General features: G+C 60.0%; 18 protein-coding genes. 3 read left to right on the forward strand and 15 right to left on the reverse strand.

Annotated elements, in window-relative coordinates; translation table 11 throughout:
• Positions 1-6: 6 nt before the first annotated feature.
• The 10 genes from sucD to sdhC all read right to left on the reverse strand — a co-directional run bounded on the left by sucD (position 7) and on the right by sdhC (position 9,405).
• The gene (sucD, locus tag EDF70_RS20195; protein ID WP_112429332.1) at positions 7-909 is read right to left on the reverse strand and encodes a succinate--CoA ligase subunit alpha; all 903 of its coding nucleotides are present in this window, start codon (positions 907-909) and stop codon (positions 7-9) included.
• A gap of 16 nt (positions 910-925) precedes the next feature.
• Positions 926-2,119 carry an ADP-forming succinate--CoA ligase subunit beta gene (sucC, locus tag EDF70_RS20200; protein ID WP_132277239.1) on the reverse strand — a complete coding sequence of 398 codons (1,194 nt, stop codon included), beginning with the start codon at positions 2,117-2,119 and terminating at the stop codon, positions 926-928.
• Positions 2,120-2,155: 36 nt separating this feature from the next.
• Positions 2,156-3,118: a malate dehydrogenase gene (gene mdh / locus EDF70_RS20205; protein ID WP_132277241.1), complete on the reverse strand. Its 963-nt coding sequence runs from the start codon at positions 3,116-3,118 to the stop codon at positions 2,156-2,158.
• A 177-nt stretch (positions 3,119-3,295) separates the two neighbouring features.
• On the reverse strand, positions 3,296-4,456 hold the full coding sequence (gene zapE, locus EDF70_RS20210) for a cell division protein ZapE (protein ID WP_132277243.1): 1,161 nt from the start codon (positions 4,454-4,456) through the stop codon (positions 3,296-3,298).
• A 31-nt stretch (positions 4,457-4,487) separates the two neighbouring features.
• Positions 4,488-5,012 carry a protease inhibitor Inh/omp19 family protein gene (locus EDF70_RS20215; RefSeq protein ID WP_132277245.1) on the reverse strand — a complete coding sequence of 175 codons (525 nt, stop codon included), beginning with the start codon at positions 5,010-5,012 and terminating at the stop codon, positions 4,488-4,490.
• A gap of 139 nt (positions 5,013-5,151) precedes the next feature.
• Positions 5,152-5,958, reverse strand: a complete 807-nt coding sequence (locus EDF70_RS20220) for a nucleotidyltransferase domain-containing protein (RefSeq protein ID WP_132277247.1) — start codon at positions 5,956-5,958, stop codon at positions 5,152-5,154.
• 16 nt (positions 5,959-5,974) lie between these two features.
• Positions 5,975-6,754, reverse strand: a complete 780-nt coding sequence (locus EDF70_RS20225; RefSeq protein WP_132277249.1) for a succinate dehydrogenase iron-sulfur subunit — start codon at positions 6,752-6,754, stop codon at positions 5,975-5,977.
• 18 nt (positions 6,755-6,772) lie between these two features.
• Positions 6,773-8,617 (reverse strand): succinate dehydrogenase flavoprotein subunit, encoded by a 1,845-nt coding sequence (gene sdhA / locus EDF70_RS20230; protein WP_132277251.1) that lies wholly within the window; start codon positions 8,615-8,617, stop codon positions 6,773-6,775.
• Positions 8,618-8,623: 6 nt separating this feature from the next.
• Positions 8,624-9,004 carry a succinate dehydrogenase, hydrophobic membrane anchor protein gene (gene sdhD, locus EDF70_RS20235; RefSeq protein WP_132277253.1) on the reverse strand — a complete coding sequence of 127 codons (381 nt, stop codon included), beginning with the start codon at positions 9,002-9,004 and terminating at the stop codon, positions 8,624-8,626.
• Between the two features lie 11 nt (positions 9,005-9,015).
• On the reverse strand, positions 9,016-9,405 hold the full coding sequence (gene sdhC, locus EDF70_RS20240) for a succinate dehydrogenase, cytochrome b556 subunit (protein WP_132277255.1): 390 nt from the start codon (positions 9,403-9,405) through the stop codon (positions 9,016-9,018).
• Between the two features lie 303 nt (positions 9,406-9,708).
• Between sdhC and EDF70_RS20245 the strand changes: the two genes are divergently transcribed.
• Positions 9,709-10,116: a hypothetical protein gene (locus tag EDF70_RS20245; protein ID WP_132277257.1), complete on the forward strand. Its 408-nt coding sequence runs from the start codon at positions 9,709-9,711 to the stop codon at positions 10,114-10,116.
• Between the two features lie 7 nt (positions 10,117-10,123).
• Here EDF70_RS20245 and EDF70_RS20250 read toward each other — a convergent pair whose 3' ends face one another.
• The 5 genes from EDF70_RS20250 to tsaD are packed head-to-tail and all read right to left on the reverse strand — an operon-like array spanning position 10,124 to position 13,637.
• The gene (locus tag EDF70_RS20250) at positions 10,124-10,768 is read right to left on the reverse strand and encodes a methyltransferase (protein ID WP_132277259.1); all 645 of its coding nucleotides are present in this window, start codon (positions 10,766-10,768) and stop codon (positions 10,124-10,126) included.
• Between the two features lie 19 nt (positions 10,769-10,787).
• On the reverse strand, positions 10,788-11,228 hold the full coding sequence (locus EDF70_RS20255; protein ID WP_132277261.1) for an EVE domain-containing protein: 441 nt from the start codon (positions 11,226-11,228) through the stop codon (positions 10,788-10,790).
• A 6-nt stretch (positions 11,229-11,234) separates the two neighbouring features.
• On the reverse strand, positions 11,235-11,531 hold the full coding sequence (locus EDF70_RS20260) for a YciI family protein (protein WP_132277263.1): 297 nt from the start codon (positions 11,529-11,531) through the stop codon (positions 11,235-11,237).
• 25 nt (positions 11,532-11,556) lie between these two features.
• Entirely contained in the window at positions 11,557-12,546 is a 990-nt protein-coding gene (locus EDF70_RS20265; protein WP_132277265.1) for an NAD(P)H-dependent glycerol-3-phosphate dehydrogenase, read from the reverse strand.
• A complete protein-coding gene (gene tsaD, locus EDF70_RS20270; RefSeq protein ID WP_132277267.1) occupies positions 12,543-13,637 on the reverse strand; it encodes a tRNA (adenosine(37)-N6)-threonylcarbamoyltransferase complex transferase subunit TsaD in 1,095 nt (364 codons plus the stop codon). Before tsaD ends, EDF70_RS20265 begins: the two co-directional genes overlap by 4 nt.
• Before the next feature lie 73 nt (positions 13,638-13,710).
• Between tsaD and hemC the strand changes: the two genes are divergently transcribed.
• Together hemC and EDF70_RS20280 are read left to right on the forward strand one after the other, a co-directional pair.
• On the forward strand, positions 13,711-14,640 hold the full coding sequence (gene hemC, locus EDF70_RS20275) for a hydroxymethylbilane synthase (protein WP_132277269.1): 930 nt from the start codon (positions 13,711-13,713) through the stop codon (positions 14,638-14,640).
• A 3-nt stretch (positions 14,641-14,643) separates the two neighbouring features.
• Positions 14,644-15,342, forward strand: coding sequence for a uroporphyrinogen-III synthase (locus tag EDF70_RS20280; RefSeq protein WP_132277271.1), 699 nt, complete (start codon positions 14,644-14,646; stop codon positions 15,340-15,342).
• Positions 15,343-15,415 lie beyond the last annotated feature (73 nt).

Genomic DNA, 15,415 nt, shown 5'->3' on the forward strand with positions numbered 1-15,415 from the left:
GTGGCGTCAGCCCTTGAGGACTTCAACCAGCGTGGTGCCGAGGCGTGCCGGGGAAGGCGAAACCTTGATACCGGCTGCTTCCATGGCAGCGATCTTGGATTCCGCATCGCCCTTGCCGCCGGAAACGACAGCGCCGGCATGGCCCATGGTGCGACCCTTCGGAGCCGTACGGCCGGCGATGAAGCCTGCCATCGGCTTCTTGCGGCCCTTCTTGGCTTCGTCGATCAGGAACTGGGCTGCATCTTCTTCAGCCGAACCGCCGATTTCACCGATCATGATGATCGAAGTCGTGGCTTCGTCGGCCAGGAACATTTCCAGCACATCAATGAACTCGGTGCCCTTGACCGGGTCGCCGCCGATACCGACAGCCGTCGTCTGGCCGAGGCCTTCGTTGGATGTCTGGAAAACGGCTTCATAGGTGAGCGTGCCGGAGCGCGAAACGATACCGACCGAACCCTTGCGGAAGATCGAGCCCGGCATGATGCCGATCTTGCATTCTTCCGGCGTCAGGATGCCCGGGCAGTTGGGGCCGAGCAGGCGCGACTTGGACTTGTCGAGGCGAGCCTTGACGCGGACCATGTCCATGACCGGGATGCCTTCGGTGATGCAGGTGATGAACGGGATCTCGGCGTCGATTGCCTCGATGATGGCGTCGGCGGCACCTGCCGGCGGAACGTAGATGACCGATGCGTCAGCACCGGTGCGTTCCTTGGCTTCTGCGACGGTCGCAAAGATCGGCAGGCTTTCACCCTTCGAACCGGTCCAGGTTTCGCCACCCTTCTTCGGGTGGATACCGCCGACCATCTGCGTGCCGTAATAGGCAAGCGCCTGTTCGGTGTGGAACGTGCCGGTCTTGCCGGTCAGGCCCTGAACCAGGACCTTGGTATTCTTGTTTACGAGAATAGACATTTATCAGGTCCTCAAATTAGGCTTTGATCGCCGCGACGATCTTCTTGGCTGCATCGTCGAGATCGTCAGCTGCCGTGATCGCGAGACCGGATTCGTTGAGGATCTTCTTGCCGAGCTCGACATTGGTGCCCTCGAGACGAACGACGAGCGGAACCTTGAGACCGACTTCCTGAACGGCTGCGACAACGCCTTCGGCGATGACGTCGCACTTCATGATGCCGCCGAAGATGTTGACGAGGATGCCCTCGACCTTCGGGTCAGCCGTGATGATCTTGAAGGCTGCAGCCACCTTCTCCTTGCCGGCGCCACCGCCGACGTCGCAGAAGTTTGCCGGCTCCTTGCCGTATAGCTTGATGATGTCCATCGTCGCCATGGCGAGACCGGCACCGTTGACCATGCAGCCGATATTGCCGTCGAGAGCAACGTAGGCGAGGTCCCACTTGGAGGCTTCGATTTCCTTGGCGTCTTCTTCGGTCTCGTCGCGCAGCGCCTTGACGTCGTCATGGCGGAACAGGGCGTTGCCGTCGAAGGACATCTTGGCGTCGAGGACGCGCAGATGGCCGTCCTTCATGACGATCAGCGGGTTGACTTCGAGGAGAGCCATGTCCTTTTCGCCGAACGCCTTGTAGAGCGCCGGGAAGAGCGCCTTGGCGTCTTCGGCAGCCGCACCCGAAAGCTCGAGAGCCTTCGAAATCTTGGCAACGTCGTCAGCCGTCACACCGGCCTGCGGTTCGATGGCGATCGTGTGGATCTTCTCAGGCGTGTCGTGAGCGACAGCTTCAATGTCCATGCCGCCTTCGGTCGATACGACGAAAGCAACCTGACCGACCGAACGGTCGACCAGCAGCGAGCAATAGAGTTCGCGCTCGATGTCGGCGCCGTCTTCGATGTAGAGACGGTTGACCTGCTTGCCGGCATCGCCCGTCTGGGCGGTTACCAGCGTGTTGCCGAGCATGTCCTTGGCGTGCGCCACGACTTCTTCGATCGACTTGGCAAGGCGAACACCGCCCTTTGCGTCGGGGCCAAGTTCCTTGAACTTGCCCTTGCCGCGGCCACCAGCATGGATCTGGCTCTTGACGACGTAAAGCGGACCCGGAAGCGACTTGGCAGCAGCTTCGGCTTCCTCGACCTTGAGGATGGCCACACCTTCGGCGACCGGAGCGCCAAAGCCCTTCAGAAGAGCCTTGGCCTGGTATTCATGAATGTTCATGGGGCGATGTCCCTGTTTGAATGAGTGCGGCGCCGATTACTTGAGAGCCGGCGCGATCGTGATGCAGGCTTCGCAAAGACCGGCGACAGCGCCGACCGACTTCTGGAAGGCCGCTTCTTCGTCCTTGGTGAATTCGACTTCGATGATGCGCTCGATGCCGCCGGCACCGATGATCGTCGGAACGCCGACATACATGTCGTTAACGCCGTACTGACCCGAAAGATGGGCAGCGGCCGGCAGAACGCGCTTCTTGTCCTTGAGGTAGGATTCGGCCATTTCGATCGCCGAGGCAGCCGGTGCGTAATAGGCCGAACCGGTTTTCAGCAGGCCGACGATTTCGGCGCCGCCGTCACGGGTGCGCTGGATGATTTCTTCGAGACGTTCCTTGGTGATCCAGCCCATCTTGACCAGATCGGTCAGCGGAATCCCACCGACGGTCGAATAACGGGCGAGCGGCACCATCGTGTCGCCGTGGCCGCCGAGCACGAAAGCGGTGACGTCCTGAACGGAAACGTTGAATTCTTCGGAGAGGAACAGGCGGAAGCGCGAGCTATCGAGCACGCCGGCCATGCCGACGACCATGTTCTTCGGCAGGCCGGAGAACTTCTGCAGCGCCCAGACCATCGCATCGAGCGGGTTGGTGATGCAGATCACGAAGGCGTTCGGGGCATATTTCTTGATGCCGGCGCCGACCTGTTCCATGACCTTGAGGTTGATGCCGAGAAGATCGTCGCGGCTCATGCCCGGCTTGCGGGCAACGCCGGCGGTAACGATGCAGACATCAGCGCCTTCAATCGCAGCATAGTCGCTGGCACCGGTCAGCTTGGCATTAAAGCCTTCGACGGGGCCGGACTGAGCGATATCGAGGCCCTTGCCCTGCGGAATGCCGTCGGCAATGTCGAACAGGACGATGTCGCCCAGTTCTTTCAGGCTGGCGAGATGTGCCAGCGTGCCGCCGATCATGCCGGAGCCAATAAGTGCAATCTTCTTGCGTGCCATCGAAATGCTTCCTCTCCATTCACACTCATGGCCGGCACATACAACGGTCGACCGATGTGGGGAGAGGACATAAACCGGCTGCGACAAATTGGCAACCGATTAATTCAAAGCTATATTTTTCAATCGTTTAGATATTAAAACTCTTACGTAAACGTAAGAAATTATGTCATCAAAGTGTTAGATATCAGCACGTTCGCTTTTATGCAGCGCAAGATAGTCGGCGCTGCGCATCTCGAAAAGGCGGGATACGGTGCGGTCAAATTCGAAACCTTCCGTGCCGCGGCGCTCCGTCAAAAGATCCTCGGCAGGCGCGGCGGCCGTTGCATAAAGACGGACGGATTTATCGTAGAGCGCATCGACCAGCGTGATGAAGCGTTTGGTCTCGTTGCGTTTTTCCGGCCCAAGCCGCGGAATGTGCTCGATGAAAATGGCATCGTAACGGCCGGCGATCGCCAGATAGTCGCTCGCGCCCAGCGGCTTCTCGCAGAGATCGGAAAAATGGAAGCGTGCGACACGACCGGCAGACGCGGGCACATGAATGCTGCGCCCCTTCATCGGTATCTCATCGGGCGCCGATTTCGCTCCATCGGTAATATGGTGCCAAGCGGATTCCATCGCGGCATCGGCGCGCGCATCCGCGGGCGTCAGATAGACCGGCAGGCTGGCGAGTTTTTCCATGCGGTAGTCGGTCGGCGAATCAAGCGTCGTGACATCCACGTTCTGCTGCAGCAGGCCGATGAACGGCAGGAACAGGCTGCGGTTCAGCCCCTCATTATAAAGGTTTTCCGGCGCGACGTTGGATGTGGCGATCAGCACGCATCCAAGCGAGAACAGTTCAGTGAACAGTCTCCCGAGGATCATCGCATCGGCGATGTCGGTGACAGTGAATTCGTCAAAGCACAGCAGTTCGGCTTCGGCAAAAAGAGCCGCCGCAACCGGCGGCACCGGGTCGGCCTGCTTGGTCTCGCCGGCCTTCAGCTTCTGTCGATGTTCGTGGATGCGGCCATGCACATCCGCCATGAATTCGTGGAAATGCGAGCGCCGCTTGCGCTCCACCGGCGCCTTCGCAAAGAACATGTCCATCAACATGGTCTTGCCGCGACCGACGCTGCCGTAAACGTAAAGACCGCGGATATGTTGCGGTTTACCGCCACGGGCAAACAGCCAGCCGAGCGCACTTTTCTTCTTGGCAGGACGCATGTCCCGCAAAGAGGAAAGCACGTGGTCGAGCTTGGCTGCAACATCGAACTGCGCGGCATCCGCCTGCAGCTTGCCGGAGGCGGTCAGCGACTTGAGTTCCTCGCTGACGCTCAGCTTGTAATCCGGTATGCGTTCCAATCAGCCCTCCCCGCCGATAGCCCGTCGGGCTTTAGCGGCTGAGGCTGACAGGCTGGCCGGAATTGGTGGTGCCGTCGTAGCGGTTGTCGGCGCTCTTGTAGACGCGGCCGATGACGTCGCCGGCGCGGTTCTTGAACTGGACCATCTTGCCGGAAACTTCCCACGAACCCATGGCCGTCAGTTCGCCGGAGCAACCGCGGGTACCACCACGCGAGCCGCTGCCGAGATTGGTCAGCGTCAGGAACATGTCGCAGGATGCGCCGCCGTTGGAAACGCGCCAGTTACCGACCATGGATTCCTTGGTCACATCAAGCGCATTGGTCGGAGCCGAACCCGGATCGAGCGATGCCATGTTCTGGTTGCCCATCGGGGCATTGGGGAACTGCTGGCCACCGGCGCCCGGAGGCGGCAGCTGGCCCGACTGTACGGAAGGAACCGGCTGCGCCTGCAATGGCGGCGGCGACTGCAGATTGTTATAGGGGTTGTTCGACGTTCTCTGGCAGCCAGCGAGAGAAACCGCGACCACAAGTCCCGTCACCACATATTTCAACTGCATCATTCCACTCCTGCGTTCAGTGCGCGCTGCACCATGCCACTGGCCCGGGGCCACTGAATTAAGCCCGATTATCGTAAAGCGATTTGGTTAATCAAGTCGTACCACGACAATTTGACGAGGCTTTGATCAGGCCCGGCCATCAAATTCCGCAATCGATCTCCCGGATATAAAAGGCATCCGTCCGCTCTTTCATCATGTCATCCTCGGCAGTTTCGATGAGGTCGAACGACGTCGAAAGCCCGCCGAACGCTGCCAACGCCTCCTGAAGTAGGGCGGCGACCGGCACCGGCACAGGCCCCTCCCCCATTTCCCGCGTCAACTTTTTCAACACGACCAGATCGAGAATGGCCTGCCGCTGCTCATCCGCCATGACGCAGCCCTCCAGGCATTCCAGCATGTTCATCGGCGGCAGGGCCGTAAAATCGCGCTGGCTCATCCAGTGCAGGGCAATGGCGGGACGCACGGCGTAGAGCAGTTTCTTGAGCTTGGACTGGGTAAAAACGTCACCCGGCATATGTCGGTGCAGCAATCCGACATAATGAAGCGCCACCCGGCGCGGCACCATGATCTCGTCGAGCAGGCTTTTCAGCCGATCGCGAAAACCCGGCTCTTCCTCGTAAGCGATGGGTGATGTTACCCACTCCACCAAAGCCGCATTGCCTTTAAGGGCAAGTAGCAGCGCCTTGCGCAAATCCCAGCCGCCGGCATCGATATCACCAACGATCGGAAACTCGATGACATCGCGCTTGGGGAACAGGCTGAGATAATCGTTGCGCGACCGCACATAGATGAAGCGGCAGTCGTAATCGCTGTCGGGGGACGGAAAACCCCAGGCGCGGCTGCCGCTTTCGATGGCAAAGCCGATACGGACACCGGATGCCCTGACAGATTCGAGCCGCTTGCGGATTTCGGCAACGGCAAGCGGATCGAATTCGCTCAGTGACATCTTTACTCTCGAGCGCCTAGATGCGGCGCTCGACCATCATCTTCTTGATTTCGGCAATCGCCTTGGCCGGGTTCAGACCCTTCGGGCAGGCCTGGGCACAGTTCATGATCGTGTGGCAGCGATAGAGCCGGAAGGGATCCTCGAGATTATCGAGACGTTCACCCTTGGCTTCGTCTCTGGAGTCGATCAGCCAACGATAGGCCTGCAGCAGAACGGCCGGACCAAGATATTTGTCGCCATTCCACCAGTAGCTCGGACAGGAGGTCGAGCAGCAGGCGCAGAGAATGCACTCGTAAAGACCGTCGAGCTTCTGACGGTCATCATGGCTCTGCTTCCACTCCTTGGCTGGTGCCGGCGATACCGTCTTCAGCCAGGGCTCGATCGAGCGATGCTGGGCATAGAAGTTGGTGAGGTCAGGAACGAGATCCTTGACGACCGGCATATGCGGCAACGGATAAACCTTCACCGTACCATTCACGTCGTCCATGCCCTTGGTGCAGGCAAGCGTGTTGGTGCCGTCGATGTTCATCGCGCAGGAGCCGCAAATGCCTTCGCGACAGGAACGGCGCAGCGTCAGCGTCGGATCGATCTTGTTCTTGATGTACAAGAGACCGTCGAGCACCATCGGGCCGCAATCGTCGATATCGATGTAATAGGTATCGATACGCGGGTTCTGGCCGTCATCCGGGTTCCAGCGATAGATACGGTATTCCCGAACATTCTGGGCACCATCCGGCTTCGGCCAGACCTTGCCTTCGGTCATCTGGGAATTTTTTGGGAGAGCGAGTTCAACCATGGTCCAATTCCCTTCAGATCAATAGACGCGCGCTTTGGGCTCGATCTTGTAAGGATCGATGCCTTCGGCGATCAGGTCGGTATGGACCGGGCGATAGTCGAGCTTGACGTCACCGGCGTCGCTGACCCACGCCAGCGTATGCTTGCGCCAGTTGACGTCGTCGCGGCCGGCGAATGCGCCCTCGGTATAGTCTTCGCGGGCGTGCGAACCGCGGCTTTCCTTGCGCGCTTCGGCGCCGTAGACCGTGGTGATCGCGTTGGCCATCAGGTTGTGCAGTTCCAGCGTCTCGACGAGATCGGAGTTCCAGATCATCGAACGGTCGGTGACCTTGATGTCCTTCATCTCGCCCCAGATCTGGCTCATGCGGCGACAGCCGGATTCGAGCGATTCCTGGGTACGGAACACAGCGGCATCGTCCTGCATGGTGCGCTGCATGCGGTCGCGCAGCACAGCCGTCGGCGTACCGCCGGCAGCATGACGCAGGCCGTCGAAACGATCCATGATCTTGTCGCAGGCAGCCGTGTTGAGTGCCGGGATTGCCGAGGCGCGGTCGATGACCTGACCGGCGCGGATCGCTGCGGCGCGACCGAAGACCACGAGGTCGATCAGCGAGTTGGAGCCGAGGCGGTTTGCACCGTGCACCGAGGCGCAACCAGCTTCACCGACGGCCATCAGGCCGGGCAGGATACGCTCAGGGTTATTGCTGTCTGCGTTCAGCACTTCGCCCCAGTAATTGGTCGGGATACCGCCCATGTTGTAGTGAACCGTCGGCAGAACCGGGATCGGCTCGCGCGTCACGTCGACGCCCGCAAAAATCTTGGCGCTCTCGGAAATGCCCGGCAGACGTTCGTGTAGAACAGCCGGATCGAGATGATCGAGATGCAGGAAGATGTGGTCCTTGTTCTTGCCGACGCCGCGGCCTTCACGGATTTCCATCGTCATGCAGCGCGAAACCACGTCACGCGAGGCAAGGTCCTTGGCCGATGGCGCATAACGCTCCATGAAGCGTTCGCCTTCGGAATTGACGAGATAACCGCCTTCGCCGCGTGCGCCTTCGGTGATCAGGCAGCCCGAACCGTAAATGCCGGTCGGGTGGAACTGAACGAATTCCATGTCCTGCATCGGCAGGCCGGCGCGTGCCACCATGCCGCCACCGTCGCCGGTGCAGGTATGGGCAGAGGTCGCCGAGAAATAGGCGCGGCCGTAACCGCCGGTCGCCAGAACCACCATCTTGGCGGCGAAACGATGGATCGTGCCGTCATCGAGGTTCCAGGCCACGACGCCTTCGCAGCGGCTGCCATCGTCCGACATGATCAGGTCGAGCGCGAAATATTCGATGAAAAATTCGGCATTGTTGCGCAGCGACTGGCCGTAAAGCGTGTGCAGGATGGCGTGGCCTGTACGGTCGGCCGCAGCGCAGGTGCGCTGCACCGGCGGGCCGGCGCCAAAATTCTGCATGTGGCCGCCGAACGGGCGCTGGTAGATCTTGCCTTCTTCGTTACGCGAGAACGGCACGCCGTAATGCTCGAGTTCGTAGACGGCCTTCGGCGCTTCCATCACCATGTACTGCATGGCGTCGACATCGCCGAGCCAGTCGGAACCCTTGACGGTGTCATAGAGGTGCCACTGCCAACTGTCCGGCGTCATGTTCTGCAGGGAGGCGGCAATGCCACCCTGCGCCGCGACAGTGTGCGAACGGGTCGGGAAAACCTTTGTGATGCAGGCGGTCTTGAAACCCTGTTCGGCCATGCCGAGCGTGGCGCGCAGGCCGGCGCCACCGGCGCCAACGACGATCACGTCATAGGAATGGTCGACATAGGTATATGCTTTGCCGTTCTGGGCGATGGGGGTCACGGATGCCATGGCGGGTTATCCTACGAACGCAATTTTCAGAACGGCGAAAAGACAGAGACCACCGATCAGCATTGCAAAGAATGTATTGAGCATCATCACGAGGAACTTCAGTCCTTCGTGATGGACATAGTCGACGATGATTTCCTGAATGCCGATGCGCATGTGCACGAGACCGGCAATGATCATCATGCCGAACAGGACGGCGACGATCGGGTTCGACAGCGCACCAACGACATCTTCGTAGGGAGCACCGGCATAACGGATCAGGAAAATGATGAAGAAGATGGCCAGCGGCACCATGGCCACGGCAGACATCCGCTGCACCCAGAAATGCTCGGTGCCAGCCTTTGCGGAACCGAGACCGCGAACTTTGCCCAGAGGCGTACGCATATCCATGATTTTTTCCCTCAGATCGCCAGACCGACGATCCAGATCACCACGGTGAGACAGATCGATACGATTGGCAGCGCGATCGCCATCTTGGTGGTGAAGTGCTTGTCGAAGCCGTGGCCCATGTCCCACATGAAGTGGCGCATGCCGCCAAGCATGTGGTGAACCAGCGCCCACGTATAGCCGAACAGCACGAGAAGACCGATCCAGGTGCCGAGCAGCCAGCTGATCCAATCGAAATACGGCTTGCCAGAGGCTGCGGCAATTAGCCACCATGCCAAAATAATGGTTCCCACAGCCAGTGCTCCACCGGTAATACGGTGTACGATCGACATAACCATGGTGGGAATTGGCTTGTAGATTTGCAGATGCGGCGACAGGGGCCGCTTGTTAGTCACATTCGCCATCATATCCTCGCGGCGTATTGCGGGCGCGCCCATACCTCCTGGTGCGTTCCCGGCAATGCACGATGCCGAAGAAATGTGCATTGCATCATGCGATGCTTTAATCGTCGATTGCCGTCACGACAAGCTTATTTCAGAGCGAATCCGAATTTAATCGATTGGGGTTCGATGCCGCCACACGTCCTATTGTGACTGACGAAAGTTAACCATTTCAGTCAGTTTTTCGCCGACGCAAAAACTACTGGCGCTTTCTTTCGGACTATGTGTTAACGATTGGTTAACCGTAATGCGTTCGGAGGATCCGCCATGATGGCGAAAAGCATCTTCGGCGGCATGACTGCCGCTCTTCTGTTTGTGTGCGCCGCACCCATCGCCAATGCCAGCGACAGATCTCTCGGCAGCGGCAACGGGCCTCTTGGCAACAATATCAGCGTTCAATCGTACAATGGCGATCAAGGTCGCGCGAGCCGTAGCTACGAAGGTCGTTATCCTTCGTATTTCATCCGCCATGGCAGCGTCGCCATCGTGAACGCCAGAATTTACGGCAGGTTCGTATCACTCGACGACAGGCGTGAAGCAAAGAAGTCCATCACCGTTCTGGCGCCGAAAGCAAAGATCATCGATGTGGATACCGTTGCCTATAATGACGCCTTTGCGCCGCGCTCCGGCTGCGTCATGGAATCGGGCGTCTGCGTGATTCGCGGCGATCGCTGAACGATTTTCAGGCGAACTGCCAGACGGTGGTTCGTTTGATCTCGCTGTCTTCCAGCACCCGGGTGACCGGAACCTCGTAACTTGCCAGCGCAACAAGTTCGCTCATTGGGCAATAGCTGCGACCCGGATCACCAACGAGCACCTGACGGCCTTCTGCCGTCAACCGCTTGAACCAGGGCGTCAGTGCCGCGGCAAAATCACGATCGTAAAAAACGTCGCCGGCAAGAACGATATCCGCTTCGACAGAATGGCCGATCAGGTCATCACGGACAAATTCGACCTCGACATCATTGGCGGCAGCATTGAGCGCCAGCGCCGTGCCGACCCATGGATCGATATCCACGGCCAGAACATGCGATGCTCCGGCTTTCATCGCAGCAATCGCCACCAGCCCGGAACCGGTCGCAAAATCCAGCACGCGCTTGCCGGCAACAAGCTCGGGATGATCGAGAACATACCGGGCAAGTCCTTGCCCACCCGCCCAGGCAAAAGCCCAGAAGGGCGGTGGCAGGCCGATCTCCTGCAACTCATCCTCGGTTTTCAGCCAGAGATCATGCGCTTCGCTTGCCAGATGCAAAAGCACCTCCGGCACATGCGGCGGTCGCATGAGATCGGTATTGGCGAGAATGAAGTTTTTGGGATCGGTCTTCACGCCACACTCGTCTCTCGGGTCAATCCGGAGACTTCGGAGGATTATCGACACCACCGAGGCGGCAGATCTCGAAATATTCCTCTTCCGTGACCGGCTGTACCGAAAGACGCATCGAGGTGACGAGCGCCATCTTCTCGAATTTCGGATTAGCCTTGACGTCCTTGAGTGTGACCGGCTTCGGTACATCCATGACGGCGCGGATATCGACGCAATCCCACTTCGGATCGCCCTTGGCCGACGAATCGGGATGCGACAGGGCGCAGACCTCGACGATACCGACGATCTCCAGCCCCTCGTTGGAGTGATAGAAGAACCCCTTGTCGCCGATTTTCATGGCGCGCATGTTGTTGCGCGCCAGATAGTTACGAACGCCTGTCCATTCCTCGCCGGCAGCGCCCTTGGCTTTCTGCTGTTCCCAGGACCAGACATTCGGTTCGGATTTGTAGAGCCAGTAAGCCATGGATGATCAAGCCTTCGGCGGGTTGAAAACCCAGTTGAACGGTTTCACTTCGACCTTCTCGAACAGACCGGCCTTTGCGTAAGGATCGGCATCGGCCAAAGCCCTGGCTTCCTCGATCGTCGCCGTTTCGACGATGACAAGGCTGCCATTCGGCTTGCCATCGGCATCGAGAAACGGACCTGCCATTTTCAGGATGCCCTTTTCGTTGAGCGCGGTCAGATGCTCCACATGCGGCGGGCGCGTGGCCATGCGCAGTTCGAGCGAATTCGGCTTGTCGGTGCAGATGAAGGAGAAGAGAGGCATGGTGTCAGAACTCCCGTGACAAAAATTATTCGGTGGTGATCGGTCGCGTCATCAACGCTTCCATGGCGGCGCGCACGCCGAGCCGGCCATCGATGATGGCGGCAACCGCTTCGGCCACCGGCATCTCGATACCATTTTCGCGCGCCAACCGGACGGCAACGGACGCGGTATGCGCACCTTCAACCAGCCCGCCGGCCGCCGCATCCGCCGGAACGCCTTCGCCGAGCGCGATGCCGAAACGCAGATTGCGCGATTGATGACTTGTGGCCGTCAGCACAAGATCGCCAAGACCGGAAAGGCCGCGAACGGTATCGGCAGAGCCGCCCAGCGCCACGACCAGACGCGACATTTCCGCAAGACCACGCGCAATCAATGCCGCTCGTGCACTATCGCCAAGTCCGGCGCCTTCCACGACACCGCAGGCAATCGCCAGCACGTTTTTCAACGCGCCGCCCAATTGCACGCCGATACGATCGCTCGATGCATAAAGGCGAAATGTCGGGCTGGAAATGGTTTGCGCCAGATGTTCGGCAACGCTCAGATCTTCGGCGGCAATCGACATGGCCGTCGGCAGGCCACGAGCAATATCGGCAGCAAAACCGGGACCGGACAGGACTGCAACCGCATTGTTCGGCAATGACGCTTTCAGCACGTCGGTCAGCATGCGCCCGCTCGAGCGTTCGATACCCTTGGCACAGGTGACGACCACGACGTCACCGCGCAGATAAGGACCGTAATAATGCGCGGCGGCATCATGCGCCTGCGCCGGCATGGCGAAGAGTACGAGGTCAGCCTGCTCCAGCGCATCCGGCTCTGCCGAAAACTGCAGACCATCCGGCAGCGGCACACCCGGCAAAGCCGCATCATGCATGCGGTCATTACGCAGGTCGGCCATCAATGCCAGATCACGCCCGACAAGCGTCACATCCGATCGGCCATCCAGCGCCATGACAGTGGCAAGCGCCGTTCCGAAAGCACCGGCGCCGATGACGGCAATCTTCTGTCGTCCGCTCATGCCTTGGCTCCCCTCTTGCCGGAACCAAGCAGCGTCTGCGCTTCGGCATCGAGCGGCCAGCGCGAACGCGGCGCGACCTGCAGCGTATCGGGCGCAACGTCGTTTGCCATGCGCTCCAGCCCTGCCCAGGCGATCATCGAGGCGTTGTCGGTGCAGAGATTCATGGGCGGCGCGATAAAGCGGAAGCGGTGTTCGGAGCACAGCGCCTGCAGCGTTCGGCGAATTTCCTGATTGGCGGCAACGCCACCGGCAACGACCAGCGCCGGCTCAGCCATGCCCGGATATTCCGCCTTGAACCGCGCAAGGCCACGGCCAATGCGGTCCTTCAGCGTGCGCGAAATCGCCTTCTGGAAGGACGCACAGATATCGGCAACATCCTGATCGGAAAGCGGTGCGATCTCGGTCGCCGCCTGCCGTACGGCCGTCTTCAGGCCGGAGAAGGAAAAATCGAGGCGCGCCTCGCCGACCAGCGGACGCGGCAGGACAAAACGATCCGGATTACCGGAAAGCGCCGCCTTCTCGACGGCGGGACCACCGGGATAAGGCAGACCAAGCAGCTTTGCCGTCTTGTCGAAGGCTTCGCCAAGCGCGTCATCGATCGTCGTGCCCCAACGCTCGTATTCGCCGACACCCTTGACCAGAATAAGCTGCGTATGACCACCGGAGACCAGCAGCATCAGATAGGGGAAGGACAATCCATCCGTCAGTCGCGCCGTCAGCGCATGGCCTTCGAGATGGTTGATCGCATAAAGCGGCTTGCCGGTGGCAAGCGCCATCGCCTTGGCCGTCATCAGCCCGACCAGCAGGCCGCCGATCAGACCGGGACCGGAGGTTGCGGCAATCGCATCGATATCCGACAGCGACAGATTGGCGCGGGCAAGCGCCTCGTCGATCAGCCCATCGACGGCTTCGACATGGGCACGCGCGGCAATCTCCGGCACCACGCCACCATAGGCGCTGTGCTCCTCAAGTTGAGAAAAAACAACGTCCGAGAGAATTTCGCCGCGGCCATCGTCGTGACGTGCGACCACCGCCGCGGCGGTCTCGTCGCAGCTGGTTTCGATGCCGAGAATACGCAGAAACGGTGCCATGGGTCTGTCGGATTGATTGCGATGGGGCTAGAAGCCGGTTACGAAGCTACCGCCTAACAATGGATGACTGCGGATGCAAACAAAACCTTTCCGGATCGGCACGCGTGGCAGCCCGCTGGCCCTAGCCCAGGCCGCCGAAACCCGTTCCCGCCTGATGGAGGCCCACGGCCTGCCCGAGGAGATGTTCGAGGTCGTGGTATTGTCCACCAAGGGCGACCGCATCACCGACCGGGCGCTCAGCGAGATCGGTGGCAAGGGCCTGTTCACCGAAGAACTGGAACAGCAACTGCTGTCCGGCGAGCTGGATTTTGCCGTTCATTCGTCGAAGGACATGCCGACATGGCTGCCGGAAGGGCTGGAGATTTCCGCCTATCTGCCACGCGAGGATTTTCGTGATGCCGTGGTCGGCCGCACTGCGCCCAGCCTGACCGCCCTGCCCGACCGCGCCGTCGTCGGCTCTGCCTCTTTGCGCCGACAGGCCCTGATCCGCCGGATGCGCCCGGATATCGAGGTCATCGTGTTCCGCGGTTCGGTGGAAACCCGTCTGCGCAAGCTCAATGAAGGTCAGGTCGACGCGACGCTTCTGGCACTCGCCGGCCTGAAACGTCTTGGCCGCGAGGATGTGGTCACCGAGCTTCTCGACCCGACCGAATTTCCACCGGCACCGGCGCAAGGCGCGATCTGTATCGAAAGCCGCGTTGGCGACCGGCGCGTCCTCGACCTGCTGGAAGGCATCAACCACAAGCCAACCTATGACGCAGTGTCCTGCGAGCGTGCCTTCCTGGAAGTGCTGGACGGTTCCTGTCGCACGCCGATCGCCGGTTATACGATCCTCGATGGTGATCACCTGAAATTTTCCGGCCTGATCCTGACGCCGGATGGCACGCGCGAACATGCCATCAGCATCGATGGTTCGCGCGCCAATGCGGTCAAGCTCGGCAGACAAGCGGGCGAAGCGGTGCGCACCGCCGCCGGCCCCGGCTTCTTTTCAAGCTGGAGCTGACCGATGCGGGTGGTGGTGACGCGGCCGCAAGACAGGGCTGAGGCCACCGCCGCAACGCTTCGCGGCATGGGCCACGAACCGCTGTTGCTTCCGCTGAGCAAAGCCCGACACCTGACGGATCGGGTCCGCGAACTGTTGGTCCGAAAATATCCGGCCATCGCGCTGACAAGTGCGGAAGCACTGCGGGCACTTGCAGATTTCGATCTCTCCGATCATCTGGCGACACCGCTGTTCGCCGTTGGCCGCAAGACCGCTGCAGCCGCACAACAGGCCGGTTTCAAGACGATCGAGATCGCCGATGGCGATGGCGCTTCGCTTGCCGCGCTGATTGCCCGGAATGCACCAACTGGCGTGGTTTACCTGACGGGAAAACCACGGTCACCAACCTTTGAAAAGGCACTTCAGGCGGAAGACATCCCGCTTTCCGTCATCGAATGTTACGAGATGGTGCCGCTTGCACCGGCACCGGCAGATATTCTCGCACTGCTTGACCCGCCACCCGGCGCCATTCTTTTCCATTCACGCGAAACAGCCCGGCTTTTTTTCGCGCTTCCGGCAATCGCCGAAAACCTCGCGGCATTGTCTGCCGGCATCATCGCCTGCCTGAGCGCCCGCGTGGCAGAAGAAGTGCCAACCGCTCTACAAGACAGCGTGAAGATTGCCGAGCGCCCCGATGAAGCCGCCTTGCTGGCACTTCTGTAACCATCACGGCAGATAACAAGGCACCGACAACGGCCTAATTCGGGTCGCGCCCCTTCCCTTCGTTGGTCGTGCT

This window comes from Neorhizobium sp. JUb45 (genome assembly GCF_004343585.1).
Taxonomy (GTDB): domain Bacteria; phylum Pseudomonadota; class Alphaproteobacteria; order Rhizobiales; family Rhizobiaceae; genus Neorhizobium.